Genomic DNA, 18,519 nt, shown 5'->3' with positions numbered 1-18,519 from the left:
GCCCCCGGACGTGCGATCAGCTCTTGTCGGGCCGGTCCGTCACCCGCAGGGTGTTCAGCAGGGGCTTGCCGAACCCGCTGTGCGTGACGAAGCGGATGTTGAGCACCCCGTCGGTGACCGTGACCGTGTACGTACGGGTCAGGGCCTTGTACGACGAGCCCGCCTCCAGCGCGATGTCCAGGGACGGCAGCACCTGCGTGCCCTCGGCCATGACGTCGAAGACGCGCTTGTTCGGCTTGGCGGCGGAGAGCTCCGCGAAGCCCAGCTCCACCGTGTAGGTGCCGTTCGGGACGTTGTCGAAGCGGTACTCGTACATGCCCTCACGGGCGTTGCGGAACAGCCGCTGGTCGTCCGTGCCGGCGATGGTGCGACCGGTGGACTGTACGGAGGAGTTCCCCTGGTAGCCGTACGAGCCGGCCTTGTACTTGCGGTCCGGGGACCAGCCGTCGCCGAGCGCGTCCGTGGCCGCGTAGTCGGAGCCCGCGTCCAGGGCGACCTGGTAGCGCGGGACCACGACCTTGACGGGCACGGTGAGCACGGGGGCGCGGCCACTGGCCGAGGTGATCTTCAGGTCGGCCGTCAGGACGGCGCCTGCGGCCAGCCCGGTGGTGTCCACTGCCAGGGCGACCGCGGCCTTGCCTCCGGTCGGCAGGTTCCCGGCAGCCGGGGTGGCCGTCAGCCAGGCAGCGTCCTCGGCCACCGTGAAGTCCGTGCCGAGGCCCGGGTTGGTGAGGTCGAGGGTGCGGGTGCGCTTCTGGTCGGCGGGGAGGACGACCTCCACCCCCGGCGTGGAGGCGGTGACCTTGCCGGTGCGCAGGGAGCGGATCACCGAGGTGACGTCCGCCGCCTTGACGTCGACGGTGGCCGAGCCGGACTCGTACTGGGCCGCGGTCAGGGAGACCTGCCGCGAGCCGGACGGGCTCTGGACGACGTAGGCGCCGTCCGCGGCCGTGGTCGCGGAGACCGCGGCGTCGCCGGTGCCGACGGTCACCGTGGCGCCCTCGATGCCCTTGCCGTCGTTGGCGTCGAGCACCTGGCCGGTGACCACGCCGCTCTTGGTGGTCCGGAAGCCGATGGAGAGGCCGTCCGTGATGACCGGGGTGTTGAAGGAGTACTTGAAGGCGTCGGTGCCGGTGGCGTTCTCCACGCCGACCGTGGCGGTGGAGCCGCCCTTGATCCCGGTGCCGCCCGTCCCCTTGTAGTGGTAGGTGACGGTGCCGTCCTCGCCGATGGCCGCCGAGAAGGAGAACTTGTCGGTCTGCGCCGACCAGTGCGCCACGTCGCGCCACTCGATCACGTACCGCCGGTGCGGCGCGGTGCCGGTGACCGCGGTGAAGACGCCCGAGCCGCTGCCGGGGGCGCCGACGACCAGGTCGTCCCAGAACGGGTACAGGGCCGCGTTGGGCGTGGCCGTGCTCGGCAGGTCGCCGTTGATGTCACCGGTGTTGTTGCCGCCGAAGCTGACGGTGCCGTTGGTGCCGATCCACGCCTGGCCGTACGTCTTTCCGTACAGCGGCAGCGGGAACGGCAGGCCGACGCGCTCGGTGGTGTTGTCGCCGGTCAGCGCGAGCTGCCGGTCCCCCGCCGGGTACGCGGCGCCGCTCGCGGTGGCGCAGGCGTAGCCGTAGCCGTCGGTGCGCTCGGGCAGGCTGACCGCGACCGTGGCGTCCCCGGCGACGGTGACCTTGGCCGTGCCACCGGTGACGCAGCGGGAGGCGTGGGTGGCGTTCACGTCGTACGTGCCGTGCGGCAGCGTGACCTCGAAGCGGCCCTGCGCGTCGGCGGTCGCGGTCACCGGGGTGTCCGCGATGGTGACGACGGCGCCGGCGGCGGGACCGGCGGCGGAGGAGACCGTGCCGGTGAGCTTGCCGGAGGCGGCCTGGGTGAGGGTGAAGTCGCCGGTGGCGGTGGCGTTCTCGGTCACCGTCGCCGTCGCCGCCTGCTGCCCGTAGCCGAACTTGGACGCGGTCAGCGCGTACTCGCCGACGGACAGGGAGCCGAAGCGGTACGAGCCGTCGGCGGCCGTGGTCACCGTACGGTCGATGGGACCGTGGGCGGTGATCTTCACACCGGCGACCGGCTCGCCGCCGGCGCGGACGGTGCCGCCGAGGGCGCCGATCGCCCCGCGCGGGGCGGCGTTCACGGCGGCCAGCGCGTCGAGCCGGCCCTCGCCGAAGACGTTGTTGTCGGCGGCGTTGCCACCGCACTGGCTGCTGTCGGTGTCCAGCGCGGTGCCGTCGAGCAGCGACTCGGTCTGCGCGACGTCGCCTTCGAGGGCGGGGGCGGCGGACCAGAGCAGGGCCACGGTGGCCGCGGTGTGCGGGGAGGCCATCGAGGTGCCGGAGAAGGCCTCGTACCCGCCGCCGGGGACGGAGGAGCGGACGTTCACGCCGGGCGCCGCGATGTTCGGCTTGACGATGCCGCCGGGGCCCGCGCCGCGCGAGGAGAACGGGGCGATCGCGTTGTTGATGTCGAAGGCGCCGGAGCTGTAGGAACTCGCGTAGTCGCCGGGCGATCCGCTGGTGGCGCAGCTCGGGCCGGAGTTCCCGTTGGAGAAGGCCGGGAAGATGCCGGCGGCGCGCCAGGTGTCGACGATCTGCTGGTACCACTCGTCGTGCGCCGCGCTGCCCCAGGAGTTGTTCACGATGTGCGGGGCGAGGTCGGGGCGCGGGTTCTGGCCGTTCAGGTCGGTCGGGGCGACGATCCACTGTCCGGAGGCGAGGAGGGAGGCCTCGGAGCAGGAGCCGGTCTCGCAGCCCTTGGCGGCGATCCACTTGGCGCCGGGCGCGACACCGATCTTGTTGGCGCCGCCGTCGTCGCCGACCATCGTGCCCATGGTGTGGGTGCCGTGGTCGTTGTTGTCGCAGGGCGCGGCCGAGGCGCAGACGCCACCGGGGTCGAACCAGTTGTAGTTGTGGTCGTACGAGCCGTCGGCGTTCTTGCCGCGGTACTGGTTGTTCACCGCCGGGTGGGTGTAGTCCACGCCGCTGTCGATGTTGGCGACGACGATGCCCTCGCCGCGCACGCCGAGCTGCTCCCACACCTGGGGGGCCTTGATCCGGTCGATGTTCCACTCGACGGCGTCGGCGGCGGCCTTCTCCCGCTTGCCCTCGGCGGGCTTGGGGAGGGCGACCTTGTCGTCGGCGTCGATCCGGGAGACCTCGGGGCGCTGCGCGAGCGTGCCGGCGAGCTTCTCGCTGCCGACGACGCGGACCGCGTTGACGATCCAGTACGAGGTGTACTCGGCCTTCGCTCCGTCCAGGGCCTTGATGACCTCGGCCTGGCTGCGCGCGGCGTGCTCCTTCTTGGTGCGCAGAACCGTTTCTGCCTTGGCCGCGCGGGTCTTCTGCTTCCCCGCCGCCGAGAGGTCGGCGGCGCTGTCCAGATAGACCCAGAAGACGGCCTTCGCGGAGTCGTCGAGCTGGGCGCGCAGCTTGGGTTCGATCTTGCGCTCGGCCGCACTGGGCGTGGGGCCGGGCTCCGGCGCGGCCGCGGCGACGCCCGCGCCGATGGGTAAGAGCAGGACGGAGCTGAGGGCGGCGACGGCCGCGCGTAAGGATCGTCGTCTGGTGCTTCGGGCCACGTGTGGTCTCCTCGTACGCCGTGTGCAGGTTGTGCGGAACGGACGGAACGGGCATGCGTGACGTGCGCGGGTCATGGTGATCGAGGGGTCATGCTCATTACAAGGGGGCCAATTGAGCCGATCTGGAACCCGCCACGGCCACGGAACGCCGCACCCCGGCCCGGGACGCCGTGGCGCGGCGCGGCCGGGTGGCCCTCGGCGGGCGGCCGGGCGAGGCTGAAGACATGACCATCCCGGCGCCCGCCGCCCCGCCCGCCGTCCGGATCGCTTCCGCCCGGGGTCGTTGGATCCTGCTCACCACGGTGCTCGGGTCGAGCATGGCGCTGCTCGACTCCACCGTCGTCAACGTCGCCCTCCCCCGGATCGGCGAGGACCTCGGCGCCGATCTCGCGGTGCTCCAGTGGACGGTCAACGCCTACCTGCTGACCCTCGCCGGGCTGATCCTGGTCGGCGGCGCGCTCAGCGACCGGTTCGGGCGGCGGCGGATCTTCGTCCTCGGCGTGGTGTGGTTCGCCGTGGGTTCGCTGCTGTGCGGCATCGCCCCGAACGCCGGGGTGCTGGTGGCCTCCCGCGCCCTCCAGGGCGTCGGCGGGGCGCTGCTCACGCCCGGTTCGCTCGCGCTGATCCAGGGCTCGATCCACCCCGACGACCGGGGCCGCGCGATCGGGCTGTGGTCGGGGCTCGGCGGCGTCGGCGCGGCTGTGGGGCCGTTCCTCGGCGGCTGGCTCGTGGACGGGCCCGGCTGGCGCTGGGTGTTCCTGCTGAACGTGCCGCTGGCCGCGGTGTGCGTGCCGGTGGCGCTGCGGCACGTACCGGAATCGCGGGACCCGCAGGCGCACGGGAGCTTCGACGTGGCCGGAGCGCTGCTGGCCGCGTCGTCCCTGTCCCTGGTCACCTACGCGCTGATCGAGGCCCGGTCCGGATCTCCGCTGATCATCGCCGCGGCCGTCCTCGGCGTCGTCCTGGGCGCCGTCTTCGTCCTCGTCGAGCGGCGGCGGGCCGATCCGATGGTGCCGCCGGACATCTTCGCCTCCCGCCAGTTCACCGCCGTCAACCTGGTCACCCTGTGCGTGTACGCGGCGTTCAGCGGGTTCTTCTTCCTGGTCGTGCTCCAGCTCCAGGTGGTCGCCGGTTACTCGGCGCTGGCCGCCGGCGCCGCGCTGCTGCCGACCACCGGCCTGATGCTGCTGCTGTCCGCCCGCTCGGGCGAGCTCGCGGAGCGGATCGGGCCGCGGATCCCGCTCACCGTGGGGCCGCTGCTGTGCGCGGCCGGAATGCTGCTGATGCTGCGCGTGGGGCCGCAGGCCTCGTACGTCCAGGACGTGCTGCCCGCGCTGCTGGTGATGGGAATGGGGATGGTGGCCCTGGTGGCGCCGCTGACGGCCGCCGTACTGGCCTCGGTGGACCCCGGCCGGGCGGGCCTGGCCAGCGGGGTCAACAACGCGGCCGCGCGCGCCGCCGGACTGCTCGCGGTGGCGGCGCTGCCGCTGCTGGCCGGAATGGGACCCGAGTCGTACCGCTCGGCGACCGAGTTCGACGCGGCCTTCGGGCGGGCCATGCCCTGGTGTGCGGGGATCCTGGTGCTCGGCTCCGTCCTGGCGTGGGCGACCGTACGCAATTCCTCGCCCGCGGCCTGCCATCCGCAGTGCCACATGCACTGCGGGGTGAGCGCCCCGCCGCTCGAACCCCCCGCCTCGGTGTGAGCGCCGGGACGGCGTGAGCGCGGGCGCGGCGCATGTGCTGGAGCGCGACGGCCGATCTGGCGGCGGGTACGGTCATCACCGCCGTCGGGGTGGTGTGCGTGCTGCGCGTGCGACGGGCCCGGGACCTGCCCGTCGCGGCGCTTCCGCTGCTGCTGGGCGCACACCAGCTGGTGGAGGCGGCCGTCTGGAACGCGGGCGGCGGCTGCGGCCCCGCCAGTACGGCCTGGGCGGTGATCGCGCTGCCGGTGCTGCCCGTGTGGGTGGCGTTCGGGGTGCTGCTCGCGGCCGCGCCGCGGGCCCGTCGCGTGCTGTGGGGACCGTCGGGCTCGCGACCGCCGCCGTGCTCGCGTACTGCCTGGCGACCCGGCCGGTGGACGCCGAGGTCCGGGGCCACACGATCGGGTACGGGGTGGCCGTCCCGTACGCCCCGCTGGTGCTCGCGGGCTACCTCTTCGCCACGCTGGGCGCGCTGCTGCTCTCCGGGGACCGGGAGCTACGGCGGCTGGGGGCGGTGCTGGCCGCCGGGGCGGTGGTCTGCGCGGCCCTGTGGCGGCTGGAGTTCGCCTCCACCTGGTGCGCGTTCGCGGCGGTGGCGTCGGTGCTGGTGCTGGGCTGGGTCCGGCGCGGTCCGGGCCGGCCGGGCCGCGCGGGCCCCGGGGATCACTGGTTCTGGCCGCCCAGGACGAACAACAGGTAGACGAAGAAGGCGAAGAGGTGGCCCACGAACAGGTAGGCGATCAGCCGGATGACCAGACCGCGCGGGAACTTCGACTCGATGCGCTTGCGCACGCCCGGCGCGGCGGGCTCCCCGGCCTGCACGGCGGGGTCGGACACGGGCTCTGCGGAATCCACGGACATGCTCTCTCCTCGGGGCTACGGGGCTACGGAGCTACGGAGCTACGGAGTTACGGACGGTGCTGGTTGGTGGTCGTGGTCGAGCCGCCGAGACACAGCCCGGCGAGGCTGCTCTGCAGCAGCGTGTGGACGAACAGCAGGTCGGCCCCCTGGGCCGTGGCGGCGCCGATCCGGTGCGGGGTGAGCGAGTCGAAGTGCGCGCTGTCCCCCGGCTCCAGCAGGTGCTCGGCCTCCCCCAGGTGCAGCCGCAGCCGCCCCTTGAGGACGTGGAGCCACTCCTCGCCGGGATGGACGCGGACCAGCTCGCCCTGACTGCGCCCGTGCGGGACGTGCACGCGCAGCGCCTGCATCCCGCGCCCGGAGCCGCCGGCCTGCCAGTACGTCCACCCGTCGGCCTCCCGTGCCCCCGGACCACCGGCGCGTACGATGGGATCGGCCACGGCCGGGGTCTCCCCGAGCAGCTCCGAGACCGTCGTACCGTAGGTGCGGGCGAGACCGAGCAGCAGCGGCAGCGAGGGCTGGCGCCGGCCGGTCTCCAGCCGTGACAGGTGGGCGGGCGAAAGCCTGGACCGCGTGGCGGCGGCCTCCAGCGTGAGGCCGGCCCGCCGCCGCAGGTCCCGCAGCTGCGGGGCCACGGTGGGCAGCTCGTGCGCCGCTGCCCCGGCGTCTTCGTCGGATCCGGGTGTCATACCCCGATTGAGCCAGAATCTTGCCCGCCTGGCAATCTCCCTTGCCTCTGAGGCAAACCCGGGTGGGCCGCCAGGACGGTGGCCACCGTGTCCGCTTCGGGGGCGGTTTTGTCCGGGCGGTGGCGCAGGACGCGGGCGAAGCGGAGGGCCACTCCGGCGGGGTAGCGGGTGGAGCGCTGGAGGCCGTCGTAGGCGATCTCGACGACCAGTTCCGGGCGGACCCGGACGGTGAAGCCGTCGTCCTCGACCGCCAGTTCGCGCAGCCGCTCCGTCTGCCAGCGCAGCATCTCGTCGGTGAGCCCCTTGAAGGTCTTGCCGAGCATGGCGAAGGTGCCGTCGGCGGCGCGGGCGCCCAGGTGCAGGTTGGACAGGAGTCCGGTGCGGCGGCCGTGCCCCCATTCGGCGGCGAGCACCACCAGGTCCAGGGTGTGCACCGGTTTCACCTTCAGCCAGTGTTTGCCGCGCCGGCCGGCCGCGTAGGCGGAGTCGAGGCCCTTGGCCATCACCCCCTCGTGGCCCCGGGCCAGGGTGTCGGCCCAGAAGCGTTCGGCCTCGGCCGCCTGCGCCGCCGGGTCCGCCACCACCAGCCGACGGACGCGCGAGGCTTCCGGAACGAGGGCGGCGAGCGTCGCGTACCGCTCGTGGACCGGCAGGTCCAGCAGCACCTCGCCGCCGGCGGCGAGGACGTCGAAGAAGTACGGGGCCACCGGCAGCGTCTGCCGGGCGGCCGCGACGTCCACCCGGGAGCCGACCCGGCTCGCGATCTCCTGGAACGGCACCGGGCGGCCGTCCGCGCCCTGCCCGATCACCTCCCCGTCGAGGATGAACGCGTCACCGGGCAGCGCCCGCGCCAGGTCGGCCACCTCCGGAAGCCGGTCGGTGATCTCGTCGAGGGAGCGCGTGTACACCCGTACGTCGTCGCCGTCGCGGTGCACCTGCACCCGGATGCCGTCGAGCTTCTCCTCCAGCACGCACGGCCCGAGCGCGGCGAGCGCCTCGGCCACCGACTTGGCGGAACCCGCCAGCATCGGCTGTACGGGCCGGCCCACGCGCAGGGTGACCGTGCGCAGGGCCCCCTCGCCCCCGGCCAGTACGGCCGCCGCCACCCGGGGCAGCGAGCCGTCCAGCATCACCGCCCGGCGCAGTGCGGTGGCCGGTACCCCGGCGGCCGCGGCCACGCCCTCCAGGGCCACCGCGTCCAGCGCGCCCTGGCGCACCTCGCCGGAGAGCAGGCTGCGCAGGAACCGCTGCTCGGGGGCGGTGGCCGCGCCCAGCAGGGCGTCCAGGATCCGGCGCCGCCCGGCCTGCGCGCCCGGCCCCGCGACGGCGGCCAGCTCGGTGACGGCCGCGTCGACGGCGCCGACGCCGAGGGTGGGTTCCCCGGCCGGTGGGACCTCCCGGGCGAGGGCCCGCCAGCCGATGCCGGGCCGGCCCTGCGGGAGGCGCCCGGCCAGGTACGCGATCACCAGCCCGGCCTCGTCGGGGGGCGCGGCGGCGAACAGCTCCGCGAGCAGTGCGGTCTTGCGGGACCGGGCGGAGGTCCCGGCGACCTCCGCCGACACGCGCGCGACCTCGGCGAGCAGCATGCCGCCATCCTGCCGCCTGCCACCCGCCACCGCCCGCCGGCGGCCACACGGTTCGGACGACCCCGCCGGTCGGCGTACCGCGGGTGCGGTATTCCGGGCCTGCGGTGTACGCCCTGAGGAGGTCGCGGACTTCCGCCTGGGGACGCTCGGGCGGGGCGGGCCCTGCGACTAGGGTTTCCACATGAAGCTCCGACTTCCCCGGCGCCGCCGCGGCCGCCTGCTGGCCGGCGCGGCCGCCCTCGCCGTCGTCGCGGGGGCCGGCACGCTGACGGCCACCGCCGCGGCCGGCGACGCCCCGGCCGTGCACCGCCAGGACCGCGTGCTCGACATGCCCGGCGCCGCGATCGACACCTCGTACTTCACCGCCTCCGGCGCGGGCGTCGCCGACGGGGCGAAACGTCCCGCCGTCCTCCTCGGGCACGGCTTCGGCGGCAGCAAGGAGGAGACCCGCGCGCAGGCCGAGCAACTGGCCCGGGACGGGTACGCCGTCCTGACCTGGTCCGCCCGCGGCTTCGGCCGCTCCGGCGGCCGGATCGGGCTGAACGATCCCGAGCGGGAGGTCAAGGACGTCTCCCGGCTCATCGACTGGCTCGCCCGGCAGCCCGAGGTGCGGCTCGACGCGGACGGCGATCCGCGCGTCGGCGTCTCCGGCGCCTCCTACGGCGGCGCGGTGTCGCTGCTCGCCGCCGGCTACGACCGGCGGGTGGACGCGATCGCCCCGCAGATCTCGTACTGGAACCTCGCCGACTCGCTCTTCCCGGACGGCGTCTTCAAGAAGCTCTGGACCGGCATCTTCTTCACGACCGGCGCCGCGGAAGGCCTTCAGCCGTCCGCGCCCGCCCCCGAGAGCCAAGACGGCCGGGACGCCCGCCCCGGTGCGCCCGCGGCCACCGGCTGCGGGCGCTTCGAACCTGAGCTGTGCGCCATGTACGAGCGGGTCGCGGTGGCCGGGAAGCCCGACGCCGAAGCCCGCGAGCTGCTGGAGAAGCGCAGCCCGTCGGCGGTCGGCGACCGGATCAAGGTGCCCACCCTCATCGTGCAGGGCCAGGACGACTCCCTCTTCCCGCTCGGCCAGGCCGACGCGATGGCCCGGGCGATCGCGGCGAACGGCGCGCCCGTCGCCGTGGACTGGGCGGCCGGCGGACACGACGGCGGAATGCGCGAGTCCGGCCGGACCCAGGCCCGGGTGACGTCCTGGTTCGACCACTACCTCAAGGGCGACGAGAAGGCCGCCACCGGCCCGGCGTTCCGCGTCTCGCGCTCCGGAGGCATCGACTCCACCGACGGCGAGGTCCAGCTGCGCGGCGCGACGGGCGAGCGGTACCCGGGGCTCACCTCCGGCCCGCACCCGATCGCGCTGACCGGCCGGGAGCAGACCTTCGCCAATCCGGCCGGCGCCACCCCGCCCGCCCTGTCCGCGTTGCCCGGCATCGGCGGCCAGCTCGCCGCGTTCGGCGCGGGGCTCTCGCTGGACTTCCCTGGGCAGAACGCCCGGTTCGAGTCGGCGCCGCTGCCCGCCGGTCTGCGGATCACCGGGACCCCGACCGTCACCCTGAAGGTGAGGTCGACGGCCGCGGACGGATCGGCCGTCCTCTTCGGCAAGGTGTACGATGTCGGCCCCGACGGGCGGCAGCAGGTGCTGCCCAGTCAGCTGGTCGCCCCGGTACGGGTGGAGAACGCCGGCAACGGCGCCACCGTCGCGCTGCGGCTCCCGGCGATCGACCACGCCGTCGAGGCCGGGCACCGGCTGCGCCTCGTCGTGGCCGCCACCGACCTCGGCTACGCCTCGCCGGCCGCCCCGGCCACCTACACCGTCGCGGTGGAGGGCCCCCTCGCGGTGCCCGTCGCCGAGGACGTGCGGACGGCGGCCGCCGGGCTGCCCGCCTGGACCTGGGGACTGCCGCTGGGCGCGGCGGCGCTGGCCGCGGCCCTGCTGGGGATCCGGCGGCCCGGGCGGGGCCGCGCGGGGGCGCGGGGCCGCGTACCGGCGCCGGACCCGGCACGGGCCGACGTACCGCTGGAGATCACCGGCCTGACGAAGAAGTACGCGAGGGCACAGGACCGGTACGCGGTGCGGGACCTGTCGTTCCGGGTGGAGAAGGGGCAGGTACTGGGCCTGCTCGGGCCCAACGGCGCGGGCAAGACCACCACGCTGCGGATGCTGATGGGGCTGATCTCCCCGGACGCCGGGGAGATCCGGGTGTTCGGGCACGCGGTACGGGCCGGGGCGCCGGTGCTGTCGCGGGTCGGGGCGTTCGTGGAGGGCGCCGGATTCCTCCCGCACCTGACGGGCCGCGCCAACCTGGAGCTGTACTGGCGGGCCACCGGGCGTCCGGCCGAGGACGCGCACCTGGCGGAGGCCCTGGAGATCGCCGGGCTCGGCGACGCGCTGGAGCGCGCGGTGCGCACGTACTCGCAGGGCATGCGGCAGCGGCTCGCGATCGCGCAGGCCATGCTCGGGATGCCCGATCTGCTGATCCTCGACGAACCGACGAACGGTCTGGACCCGCCGCAGATCCGGGAGATGCGCGACGTGATGATCCGGTACGCGGCGGGCGGGCGGACGGTCATCGTCTCCAGCCACCTGCTGTCGGAGGTCGAGCAGTCCTGCACCCACCTCGTGGTCATGGACCGCGGCCGGCTGGTGCGGGCGGGCGCGGTCGCGGAGATCACGGGCGGCGGGGACACCCTGCTGGTGACACTGGCCCGGCCGGTGGACGAGACGACCGCCGAGAAGGTGGCGGCGCTGGAGGGCGTGGGCTCCGTGGCGGCGGCCGATGACGGGCTGCTGGTACGGCTGGAGGGCGCGACGGCCGAGAGCCTGATCGCCGAACTCGTACGGCTGGAGGTCCCGGTGTCCGCGGTGGGGCCGCACCGCCGGCTGGAGGACGCGTTCCTCACCCTGATCGGAGGTTCGGCATGAGTGCCGTGACGGAGGTGGCCCCCGGCTACCGGGCGAGCCGCACCCTGCCGCTGCGCGTGGAGGCGCTGCGCCAGTGGCGAAGGCGGCGGACGCTGGTGATGGGCGGGGTGCTGGCCGCGCTCCCGTTCGTCCTGATGATCGCGTTCGCGGTGGGCGGCGGGCCCGGCGGCGGCCCGAACGGCGGGAACGGCCGGATCACCCTCATCGACACGGCGACGGCCTCGGGCGCGAACTTCGCGGCGACGTGCCTGTTCGTGTCGGCCGGGTTCCTGCTGGTGGTGCCGGTGGCGCTGTTCTGCGGGGACACGGTGGCGTCGGAGGCGAGCTGGTCCTCGCTGCGCTACCTGCTGGCCTCGCCGGTCCCTCGGGCCCGGCTGCTGTGGAGCAAGCTGGTGGTGGCGCTCGGCTTCAGCCTGGCGGCGATGGTGCTGCTGCCGGTGGTGGCGCTGGCGGCGGGCACGGCGGCGTACGGGTGGGGTCCGCTGAAGCTGCCCGCCGGGGGTTCGCTCGCGGCCGCGGACACCGTGCCGCGCCTCGCCCTGGTCGTCGCGTTCGTCTTCGTGTCCCAGCTGGTCACGGCCGGGCTGGCGTTCTGGCTGTCGACCCGCACGGACGCGCCGCTGGGCGCGGTGGGCGGGGCGGTCGGGCTGACGATCGTCGGGAACGTACTGGACGCGGTGACCGCGCTGGGGTCGTGGCGGGAGTTCCTGCCCGCGCACTGGCAGTTCGCGTGGGCCGACGCGCTCCAGCCCCACCTGGAGTGGGGCGGGATGGTCAAGGGCGCGGCGGTTTCGGTGTCGTACGCCCTGGTCCTTTTCGCCCTCGCCTTCCGCGGCTTCGCCCGCAAGGACATCGTGTCCTGACCGGGGGCCCTGTGACGGTCCCGAGGGCCCTGACGGCCCTCAGGACCTCAGCGCCCTCAGGGCAGGACGCGTACCGGTTCGCCGTCGAGGAACGCCTTGATGTCCTCGACGGCCTGGCCGTAGTACGTGGCGTAGTTGTCCCGTGTCACATACCCCAGGTGCGGCGTGGCGAGGAGCCTCGGCGCGCTGCGCATCGGGTGATCGGCGGGCAGCGGCTCGCTGTCGAACACGTCGACGCCCGCACCGGCGATGCGCCCCTCGCGCAGCGCCCCGAGCAGGGCCTCCTGGTCGACGATGGCCGCGCGCGAGGTGTTGACGAGGTACGCGCCCGGGCGCATCAGATCCAGTTCCGCGGCCCCGATCAGCCCCCGGGTGCGCTCCCCCAGGGCGAGGTGCACGGAGACGAAGTCGCTGCCGGCGAGGAGTTCCTCCTTGGACGCGGCGCGGGTGACGCCCACCTCCGCGCACCGCTCGTCGGTCAGGTTCTGGCTCCAGGCGACCACGTCCATGCCGAACGCGAGGCCGATCCGGGCCACCCGGCCGCCGATCTTGCCGAGGCCGAGGAGGCCGAGCCGGCTGCCGTGCAGGTCGGTGCCGACGGTGCTCTGCCAGGGGCCCCGCCCCCGCAGCGCGGTGTTCTCCGGGACGATGCCCCGGGCGAGGCCCAGCAGCAGCGCCCAGGTGAGCTCGACGGGCGGGGTCGAGGAGCTGCCGGTGCCGCACACGGTCACCCCGGCCCGCGCGGCGGCGGCGTAGTCGATGACCGAGTTCCGCATGCCGCTGGCGATGAGCAGCCGCAGGCGGGGCAGCCGGTCGAGGAGGCCGGCCGGGAACGGCACGCGCTCGCGCAGGGTGACGACGATGTCGAAGGCGGCGAGCCGGGCGGCCAGCTCGTCCTCCCCGGTGAGGTGGTCGGGGAAGGTCACCACCTCCACCCGGTCCGCGACCGGCGCCCAGTCGGCGAGGGTGGTGGCCGCCTGCTGGAAGTCGTCCAGGACGGCGCAGCGCAGCCGGTGGGTCACGCGGGCCTCGCGATCGCCGGGGCCGCCTCGATCTCGGCGAGCAGCTCGGGCTCCAGCGGCCGGTCGGCGATGGCCGCGTTGGCGCGTACCTGCTCGGCTGAGGTGGCGCCCGCGATGACGGAGGCGCAGCCGGGCTGGGCGCAGAGCCAGCCGATGGCCAGCTCCAGCAGGCTGCGGCCGTACTTGTCGGCGAGCGCGGCCAGCGCCTCGACGCCGTCCAGGCGCTGCTCGGTCAGGTACGCGTCGCGCCCTTCGAGCCGGGACCCGGCCGGTACGGGGGCGCCCCGGCGGATCTTGCCGGTGAGCAGCCCGTTGGCCAGCGGGAAGTACGGGAGCACGCCGACGCCGTAGTGCTCGGCGGCCGGGACCAGGTCGCGCTCGGCGGAACGCTGGAGCAGCGACCACTCGTTCTGCGCCGAGACGAAGGGGGTGGCGCCGGTCTCGCGGGCGACGTGGGCGGCTTCGGCGAGCTGCCAGCCGCTGAGGTTGGAGTGGCCGATGTAGCGGATCTTGCCCTCGGCGACGAGTTCGGTGAGCGCGGCCAGGGTCTCGGCGATGGGGACGGTGGGGTCGGGGCTGTGCAGTTGGTAGAGGTCGATGTGGTCGGTCACCAGACGGCGCAGCGACTCCTCGACGGCGCGCCGGATGTAGGCGCGGCCGCCCCGGGCGCCGGCGGCGGGACCGTAGCCCATGTCGACGCCGTCGTAGCCGAACTTGGTGGCCAGGACGACCTGTTCGCGGCGGCCCTTGAGGGCCTGGCCGAGGTGGCTCTCGGAGCCGCCCCGGTCGCCGTAGATGTCGGCGGTGTCGAGGAGGGTGATGCCGGCGTCGAGGGCGGCGTCCACGACGGAGCGGGTGGCCTGGGCGTCGAGACGGCCGCCGAAGTTGTTGCATCCGAGACCGACGGCGGAGACCTGGAGACCGGAGCTGCCCAGGGGGAGATAGCGCATGTGTTTCTTTCCTCCGCGTTCATCGGTGTCGACCGGCGGACGGCCGGCCGAGTGATCAGCAGCTCCTGCCCGCTCACCCTACGTCCATGAACGTCTTTGGTGGCGGCAGGGCGGTGTTCGTGGCCGAAGGAGCCCCGGCCCTGTGGGAGGGCCGTGCCTTCCGCACGGCCGGGGCGTGACTCAACTCGGCTGGTAGTCGTACTTCATTCCGATGCCCAGCGTGCTCTGGTGCGGGAGGAGGCCGGCGGCGACGATGTCGAGGACCGGCGCGAGGAGCAGTTCGGTGAGCCGGGTGACCTCCTGTGGGCTCAGCGCGGACCAGGGGGCGGCGGCGAGTTCGTCGGTGAGCTTCTCGGCGGAGGTGCGCAGGGCCAGTCCCGCCCCCGTGGCGGCGCCGTCCCCGGCGAGCAGCCCTCGGGAGGCCAGCCGGTCGCGGCCGTCGCTCCACTGCCCCGGGGACCACTGGCGGCTCTCGAAGACCTCGGCGGGGGCGGCTCCGGCGGCGGAGTGCAGGACGAGGGACTCGACCGGGTCGAGGCGGTGGGCCTGGAGGGCGGCGAGGTGGCCGTCGCCGCGGTGCTCGCGCAGGATCGTGGCGGCCTGCCAGAGCACGGCGTGCGGGGTCTCGGGCCACGGCTGGGCGGAGTTGGCGGCGGCCAGCGGGCGCCCGGCGGTCGCCGCGGCCTCGGCGGCGCGGCGGGCCAGCGCCGCCGCCTCGGCCAGGTCGGGCGAGGCGACGCGCTCGCCGAGCAGGGCGCGCAGGGCCCGGTCGGTGGCTGCCGCCCGGGCCGCGAGCACCGCGGCCGGCGGGGCCGTCTCCCAGAGCCGGGAGACGTACCGCTCCACCATGGACGGGCTGAAGCTGTAGAAGAGGGAGGTGACCAGCTCCGGTCCGGCGGCGCCGAGCGGGGCGGCGCGGAAGGCGAAGTACAGCGGCCAGCGGTCGTCGGTGGCGTACCCGAGGGCGGCGGCCTCCTCGTAGGACTCGGGGGCGAAGTAGACGACGGCGTGGACGGGTTCGAGGAGCTGCCACAGCTGGCGGACGGCGCCCAGTCCCGGAGCGCCGTCGTGGACGGTGGTGTTCGGTGTCATCTCGCTTGCCCCCAGGGCCGGTTGGCGGTGTACCCGTGCGCCGCCAGCCTAGGTGACCGGCTGCCGTGACGCCCGGGGGGGTGCCCCTATGGGTTTGGTCAAGGTGATGGGGCGGGTTGTGGTTCGTAGAAGGTGCCGTCTCGGAGCATGGCGAACAGGACGTCGGCTCGTCGTCGGGCGAGGCAGAGGAGGGCTTGGGTGTGGTGCTTGCCCTGGCTGATCTTCTTGTCGTAGTAGGCCCGGGATCGTGGGTCGGCGAGGGCGGCGAAAGCGGAGAGGAAGAAGGCCCGTTTGAGCTGCTTGTTTCCTCTCCGGGAGGGTTGTTCGCCGCGGATGGAGGAGCCGGAGCTGCGGGTCGTTGGGGCGAGGCCGGCGTAGGCGGCGAGGTGGGCGGCGGAAGGGAAGCTGGATCCGTCGCCGACGTCGATGAGGATGCGGGCTCCGGTCCTGACGCCGATCCCCGGCATGGACGTCAGGACCTTGGAAAGAGGGTGGTTCTCCAGCAGTTCCTCGATCCGAGCGGCGAGGAGTTTTCGCTGGTCAAGCACTGCCTGGAGAGAGTTGGCGAGGCTGGGAACAATCAATGTGGCCGCGTCCGTGCCCGGGACGATGACGGTCTGCTCGTCCAGAGCCGTGAAGATGTCGTCGACGAGACGCTCCGCCATCCGCGGGGCCTTCGGACGTATCAGCGTCACGAGCCGACGGCGTCCGGCCTTGCGGATCTGGGCCGGGGATCCGAACTGGTTGAGGAGCTTGAGCACGGCCGGGTGCTGGACTCGTGGGCCCAGGACCCGTTCCAGGGACGGGTGGATCTGCGTGAGAAGGCCCCGCAGGCGGTTGCTGATCCTCGTCGCTTCGCCGGCCAGGTCGTCGTCGAAGCCGACGATCATCTCGAGCTCGGCGATGGTCTCTTCTTCGCGGTCGACCGAGCGGAGAGTGTGGGGCATGACGCGGGCTGCGTCCGCGATGACGAACGCGTCGCGGGCATCGGTCTTGGCCTCGCCCGGATAGAGATCGGCGATCCGCCTCATCGTCAGCCCCGGCAGATAGGCCACCGGGCAGCCCATGTCCCGGGCCACTGCCAGTGGCAGAGCTCCGATCGAGGCCGGCTGGTCCACGACCACCAGCACGGTTCCGTGCTTGGCCTGCAGTTTCCCGAATACCTCGCGGAGCTTGGGTTCGCTGTTGGGCATCCGTTTGTCGAAGGCCTTCTTCCCGGCCGGGGTGACGGCGGTGGCGTGGTGTTCGCCCTTGCCGACGTCCAGGCCTAGGAAGGCGCCGATGCCGCTGATTTCGATCACGTGCATCCTCCGGTCGTCCCCGTCGCCCGGCCGTCCCACGGCACCGATCGCCACATCCACATTACGAAGAGCCTCCCGACCTGCGGAAAGGCCGGTGGTCATGCCCCTAATCAGCGGTCTGTCGATGCCTCCGGAGCCGGTGACACCACCCCCCAAGCCATGCGATCGACAGGGGGAGAAAGTCATGCCAACTCCGGAGGCCGGGCGCCCCATTGCGGGGCAACCAAAACGGTAATGGGGAACCCGGTGGCGGAACCCGGCCGGAGGGGGGCGCGAACGGTGACATAACGTGCCCCCATGGATCAGGAGCACATACCCGGGGACCCCGAAGGCGCGGCCGAAGGCGCGGGCAGGCGGCGGTTCCTCGCCCTCGCGACGGGGGCGGCCACGGTGGCCGGACTCGGGGCGGTGGGCGGCTGCGGGACCGGGGACGCGGACGGGCCGGACGGCGGCGGCGCGAAGGCGGGCGGAAGCAACGCGCCGAGCGGCAAGGCGGGCGGCAAGGCGGGGCCCCGGGGTTTCGACGTCAAGGCGGAGAACGCCCGGCCCGGGAACGCCGACTGGACCGTGACCAAGCCCGGTCCGGCCCGCGCCGTCGAGGGGTTCGCCGACAAGGTGAGCGTCCTGCCCGGCGAGTCGTTCGGGCTGCACGTGTCCACCACCGCGCCCCGGTTCACCGTGTCCGCCTACCGGATGGGCTGGTACGCGGGCGCCCGCGCCCGGCTGGTGTGGCGCTCCGAGGCGCTGCCCGGGGCCCGGCAGCCGGAACACACCGTGGACCCGGGGACCCGGATGGTGCGCACCCGGTGGGCCCGTACCACCACGGTCGAGACCAAGGACTGGCCGGAGGGCAGCTACCTGCTGCGGCTCGACGCGCAGGGCGGTGAGGGCCAGCGGTTCGTGCCGCTCACCGTGCGCTCGGCGACGACGGCCGGCCGTACGGTCGTGGTCAACGCGGTGGCGACCTGGCAGGCGTACAACCGGTGGGGCGGCTACGGCAGTTACGACGGCCCCAGTGGCGGCTACGCCTCGCGCTCCCTCGCGGTGAGCTTCGACCGGCCGTACGAGTACGACGACGGCGCGGGCCTCTTCCTCACGTACGAGGCGCCGCTGATCGCGCTCGCGGAGCGGCTCGGCATCCCCCTCGCGTACGCGACGACCACCGATGTGGCCCGGGAGAAGCGGCTGTTGGAGGGCGCGGCGGCGGTCCTCTCGCTCGGCCACGACGAGTACTGGTCCCCGGAGCAGCGGGCGCACATCACGGCGGCCCGCGACGCCGGCACCAACCTGGCGGTCCTGGGGGCGAACTGCTGCTTCCGCCGGATCCGGCTGGAGCCCTCCGACCTCGGCCCGGACCGGACGCTGGTCTGCTACAAGTCCTCCTACGAGCAGGACCCGGGGTTCAAACGCGGCCAGCCGGCGACGGTCGACTTCCGTTCGGCGCCCGGGGCCGACCCGGAGAGCTCGCTGCTCGGCGTGATCTACGACGGCTACCCGGTGGACGCCCCGTACGTGGTGACCAACCCGGGGCACTGGCTGTTCGAGGGCGCGGGAGTGAGCGAGGGCGACCGGTTCGCGCACCTGGTGGGCGTGGAGTACGACAAGGTCAACACCGGCTTCCCCACGCCCCGGCCGATCGAGATCCTGGCCCACTCCCCGGTGGTGTGCGAGGGCCGCCCGAGCCATCAGGACACGGCGTACTACACGGCGGCGAGCGGGGCGGGCGTCTTCGCGACCGGGACGATGCGGTGGGTGGAGGCCCTGGACGCGAAGGGCGACGGCGCGAGCGGGCGCAACCACGGCCTGGACGCCCGGTCGGGTGCGCTGACCACCCGGGTGACGGAGAACCTGCTGCGCGTGTTCGCGGCGGGCCCGGCGGGCCGCACGCACCCGGCGCGGGACAACGTCAAGGCGGTCTACGGGGGCACGTCACCCGGGCGTTGACCGTCAGC

The 18,519-nt window shown here is 73.9% G+C and carries 12 protein-coding genes and 1 pseudogene; 5 read left to right on the top strand and 8 right to left on the bottom strand.

Annotation, left to right across the window (positions count from 1 at the left end; genetic code table 11):
• Positions 1–16: 16 nt before the first annotated feature.
• A complete protein-coding gene (locus EES41_RS43910; RefSeq protein WP_302186177.1) occupies positions 17–3,583 on the bottom strand; it encodes a S8 family serine peptidase in 3,567 nt (1,188 codons plus the stop codon).
• A 224-nt stretch (positions 3,584–3,807) separates the two neighbouring features.
• Here EES41_RS43910 and EES41_RS32360 point away from each other — a divergent pair, with 224 nt between their 5' ends.
• A complete protein-coding gene (locus EES41_RS32360) occupies positions 3,808–5,286 on the top strand; it encodes an MFS transporter (RefSeq protein ID WP_123082831.1) in 1,479 nt (492 codons plus the stop codon).
• A 32-nt stretch (positions 5,287–5,318) separates the two neighbouring features.
• A pseudogene (locus EES41_RS32355) lies at positions 5,319–5,983 on the top strand (DUF6629 family protein).
• Here EES41_RS32355 and EES41_RS32350 read toward each other — a convergent pair.
• Genes EES41_RS32350 through EES41_RS32340 form a run of 3 tightly spaced genes read right to left on the bottom strand, consistent with a single transcriptional unit; the run spans position 5,947 to position 8,416 of the window.
• On the bottom strand, positions 5,947–6,144 hold the full coding sequence (locus EES41_RS32350) for a DUF6126 family protein (RefSeq protein ID WP_008743543.1): 198 nt from the start codon (positions 6,142–6,144) through the stop codon (positions 5,947–5,949). The pseudogene EES41_RS32355 and the gene EES41_RS32350 sit on opposite strands and share 37 nt — an antisense overlap.
• Before the next feature lie 47 nt (positions 6,145–6,191).
• Positions 6,192–6,830, bottom strand: coding sequence for a helix-turn-helix domain-containing protein (locus tag EES41_RS32345; protein WP_123081475.1), 639 nt, complete (start codon positions 6,828–6,830; stop codon positions 6,192–6,194).
• A complete protein-coding gene (locus tag EES41_RS32340; RefSeq protein WP_123081474.1) occupies positions 6,827–8,416 on the bottom strand; it encodes an ATP-dependent DNA ligase in 1,590 nt (529 codons plus the stop codon). Before EES41_RS32340 ends, EES41_RS32345 begins: the two co-directional genes overlap by 4 nt.
• Before the next feature lie 181 nt (positions 8,417–8,597).
• On the opposite strand from EES41_RS32340, the gene EES41_RS32335 reads away from it, so the two are divergent.
• Together EES41_RS32335 and EES41_RS32330 are read left to right on the top strand one after the other, a co-directional pair.
• Positions 8,598–11,339 carry a CocE/NonD family hydrolase gene (locus EES41_RS32335; RefSeq protein ID WP_123081473.1) on the top strand — a complete coding sequence of 914 codons (2,742 nt, stop codon included), beginning with the start codon at positions 8,598–8,600 and terminating at the stop codon, positions 11,337–11,339.
• Positions 11,336–12,202 (top strand): ABC transporter permease, encoded by an 867-nt coding sequence (locus EES41_RS32330; RefSeq protein WP_123081472.1) that lies wholly within the window; start codon positions 11,336–11,338, stop codon positions 12,200–12,202. The genes EES41_RS32335 and EES41_RS32330 overlap by 4 nt, the downstream gene beginning before the upstream one ends.
• A gap of 56 nt (positions 12,203–12,258) precedes the next feature.
• Here the strand turns inward: EES41_RS32330 and EES41_RS32325 are convergent, their stop codons facing one another.
• The 4 genes from EES41_RS32325 to EES41_RS32310 form a co-directional block, all read right to left on the bottom strand.
• Positions 12,259–13,224 (bottom strand): D-2-hydroxyacid dehydrogenase family protein, encoded by a 966-nt coding sequence (locus tag EES41_RS32325; protein ID WP_123081471.1) that lies wholly within the window; start codon positions 13,222–13,224, stop codon positions 12,259–12,261.
• Positions 13,221–14,174 (bottom strand): aldo/keto reductase, encoded by a 954-nt coding sequence (locus EES41_RS32320; protein ID WP_123081470.1) that lies wholly within the window; start codon positions 14,172–14,174, stop codon positions 13,221–13,223. The genes EES41_RS32325 and EES41_RS32320 overlap by 4 nt, the downstream gene beginning before the upstream one ends.
• 180 nt (positions 14,175–14,354) lie before the next feature.
• Positions 14,355–15,266 carry a hypothetical protein gene (locus EES41_RS32315; RefSeq protein ID WP_123081469.1) on the bottom strand — a complete coding sequence of 304 codons (912 nt, stop codon included), beginning with the start codon at positions 15,264–15,266 and terminating at the stop codon, positions 14,355–14,357.
• A gap of 98 nt (positions 15,267–15,364) precedes the next feature.
• Positions 15,365–16,573 carry an IS110 family transposase gene (locus EES41_RS32310; RefSeq protein WP_164495729.1) on the bottom strand — a complete coding sequence of 403 codons (1,209 nt, stop codon included), beginning with the start codon at positions 16,571–16,573 and terminating at the stop codon, positions 15,365–15,367.
• A 291-nt stretch (positions 16,574–16,864) separates the two neighbouring features.
• Between EES41_RS32310 and EES41_RS32305 the strand changes: the two genes are divergently transcribed.
• Positions 16,865–18,511: a N,N-dimethylformamidase beta subunit family domain-containing protein gene (locus EES41_RS32305; protein ID WP_254211647.1), complete on the top strand. Its 1,647-nt coding sequence runs from the start codon at positions 16,865–16,867 to the stop codon at positions 18,509–18,511.
• Positions 18,512–18,519 lie beyond the last annotated feature (8 nt).

It is taken from the genome of Streptomyces sp. ADI95-16 (assembly GCF_003721495.1).
In the GTDB taxonomy this organism is placed as follows: domain Bacteria; phylum Actinomycetota; class Actinomycetes; order Streptomycetales; family Streptomycetaceae; genus Streptomyces; species Streptomyces goshikiensis.
The sequence above is the reverse complement of the archived record's forward strand: the minus strand, read 5'-3'. Positions and strand labels throughout refer to the sequence as shown.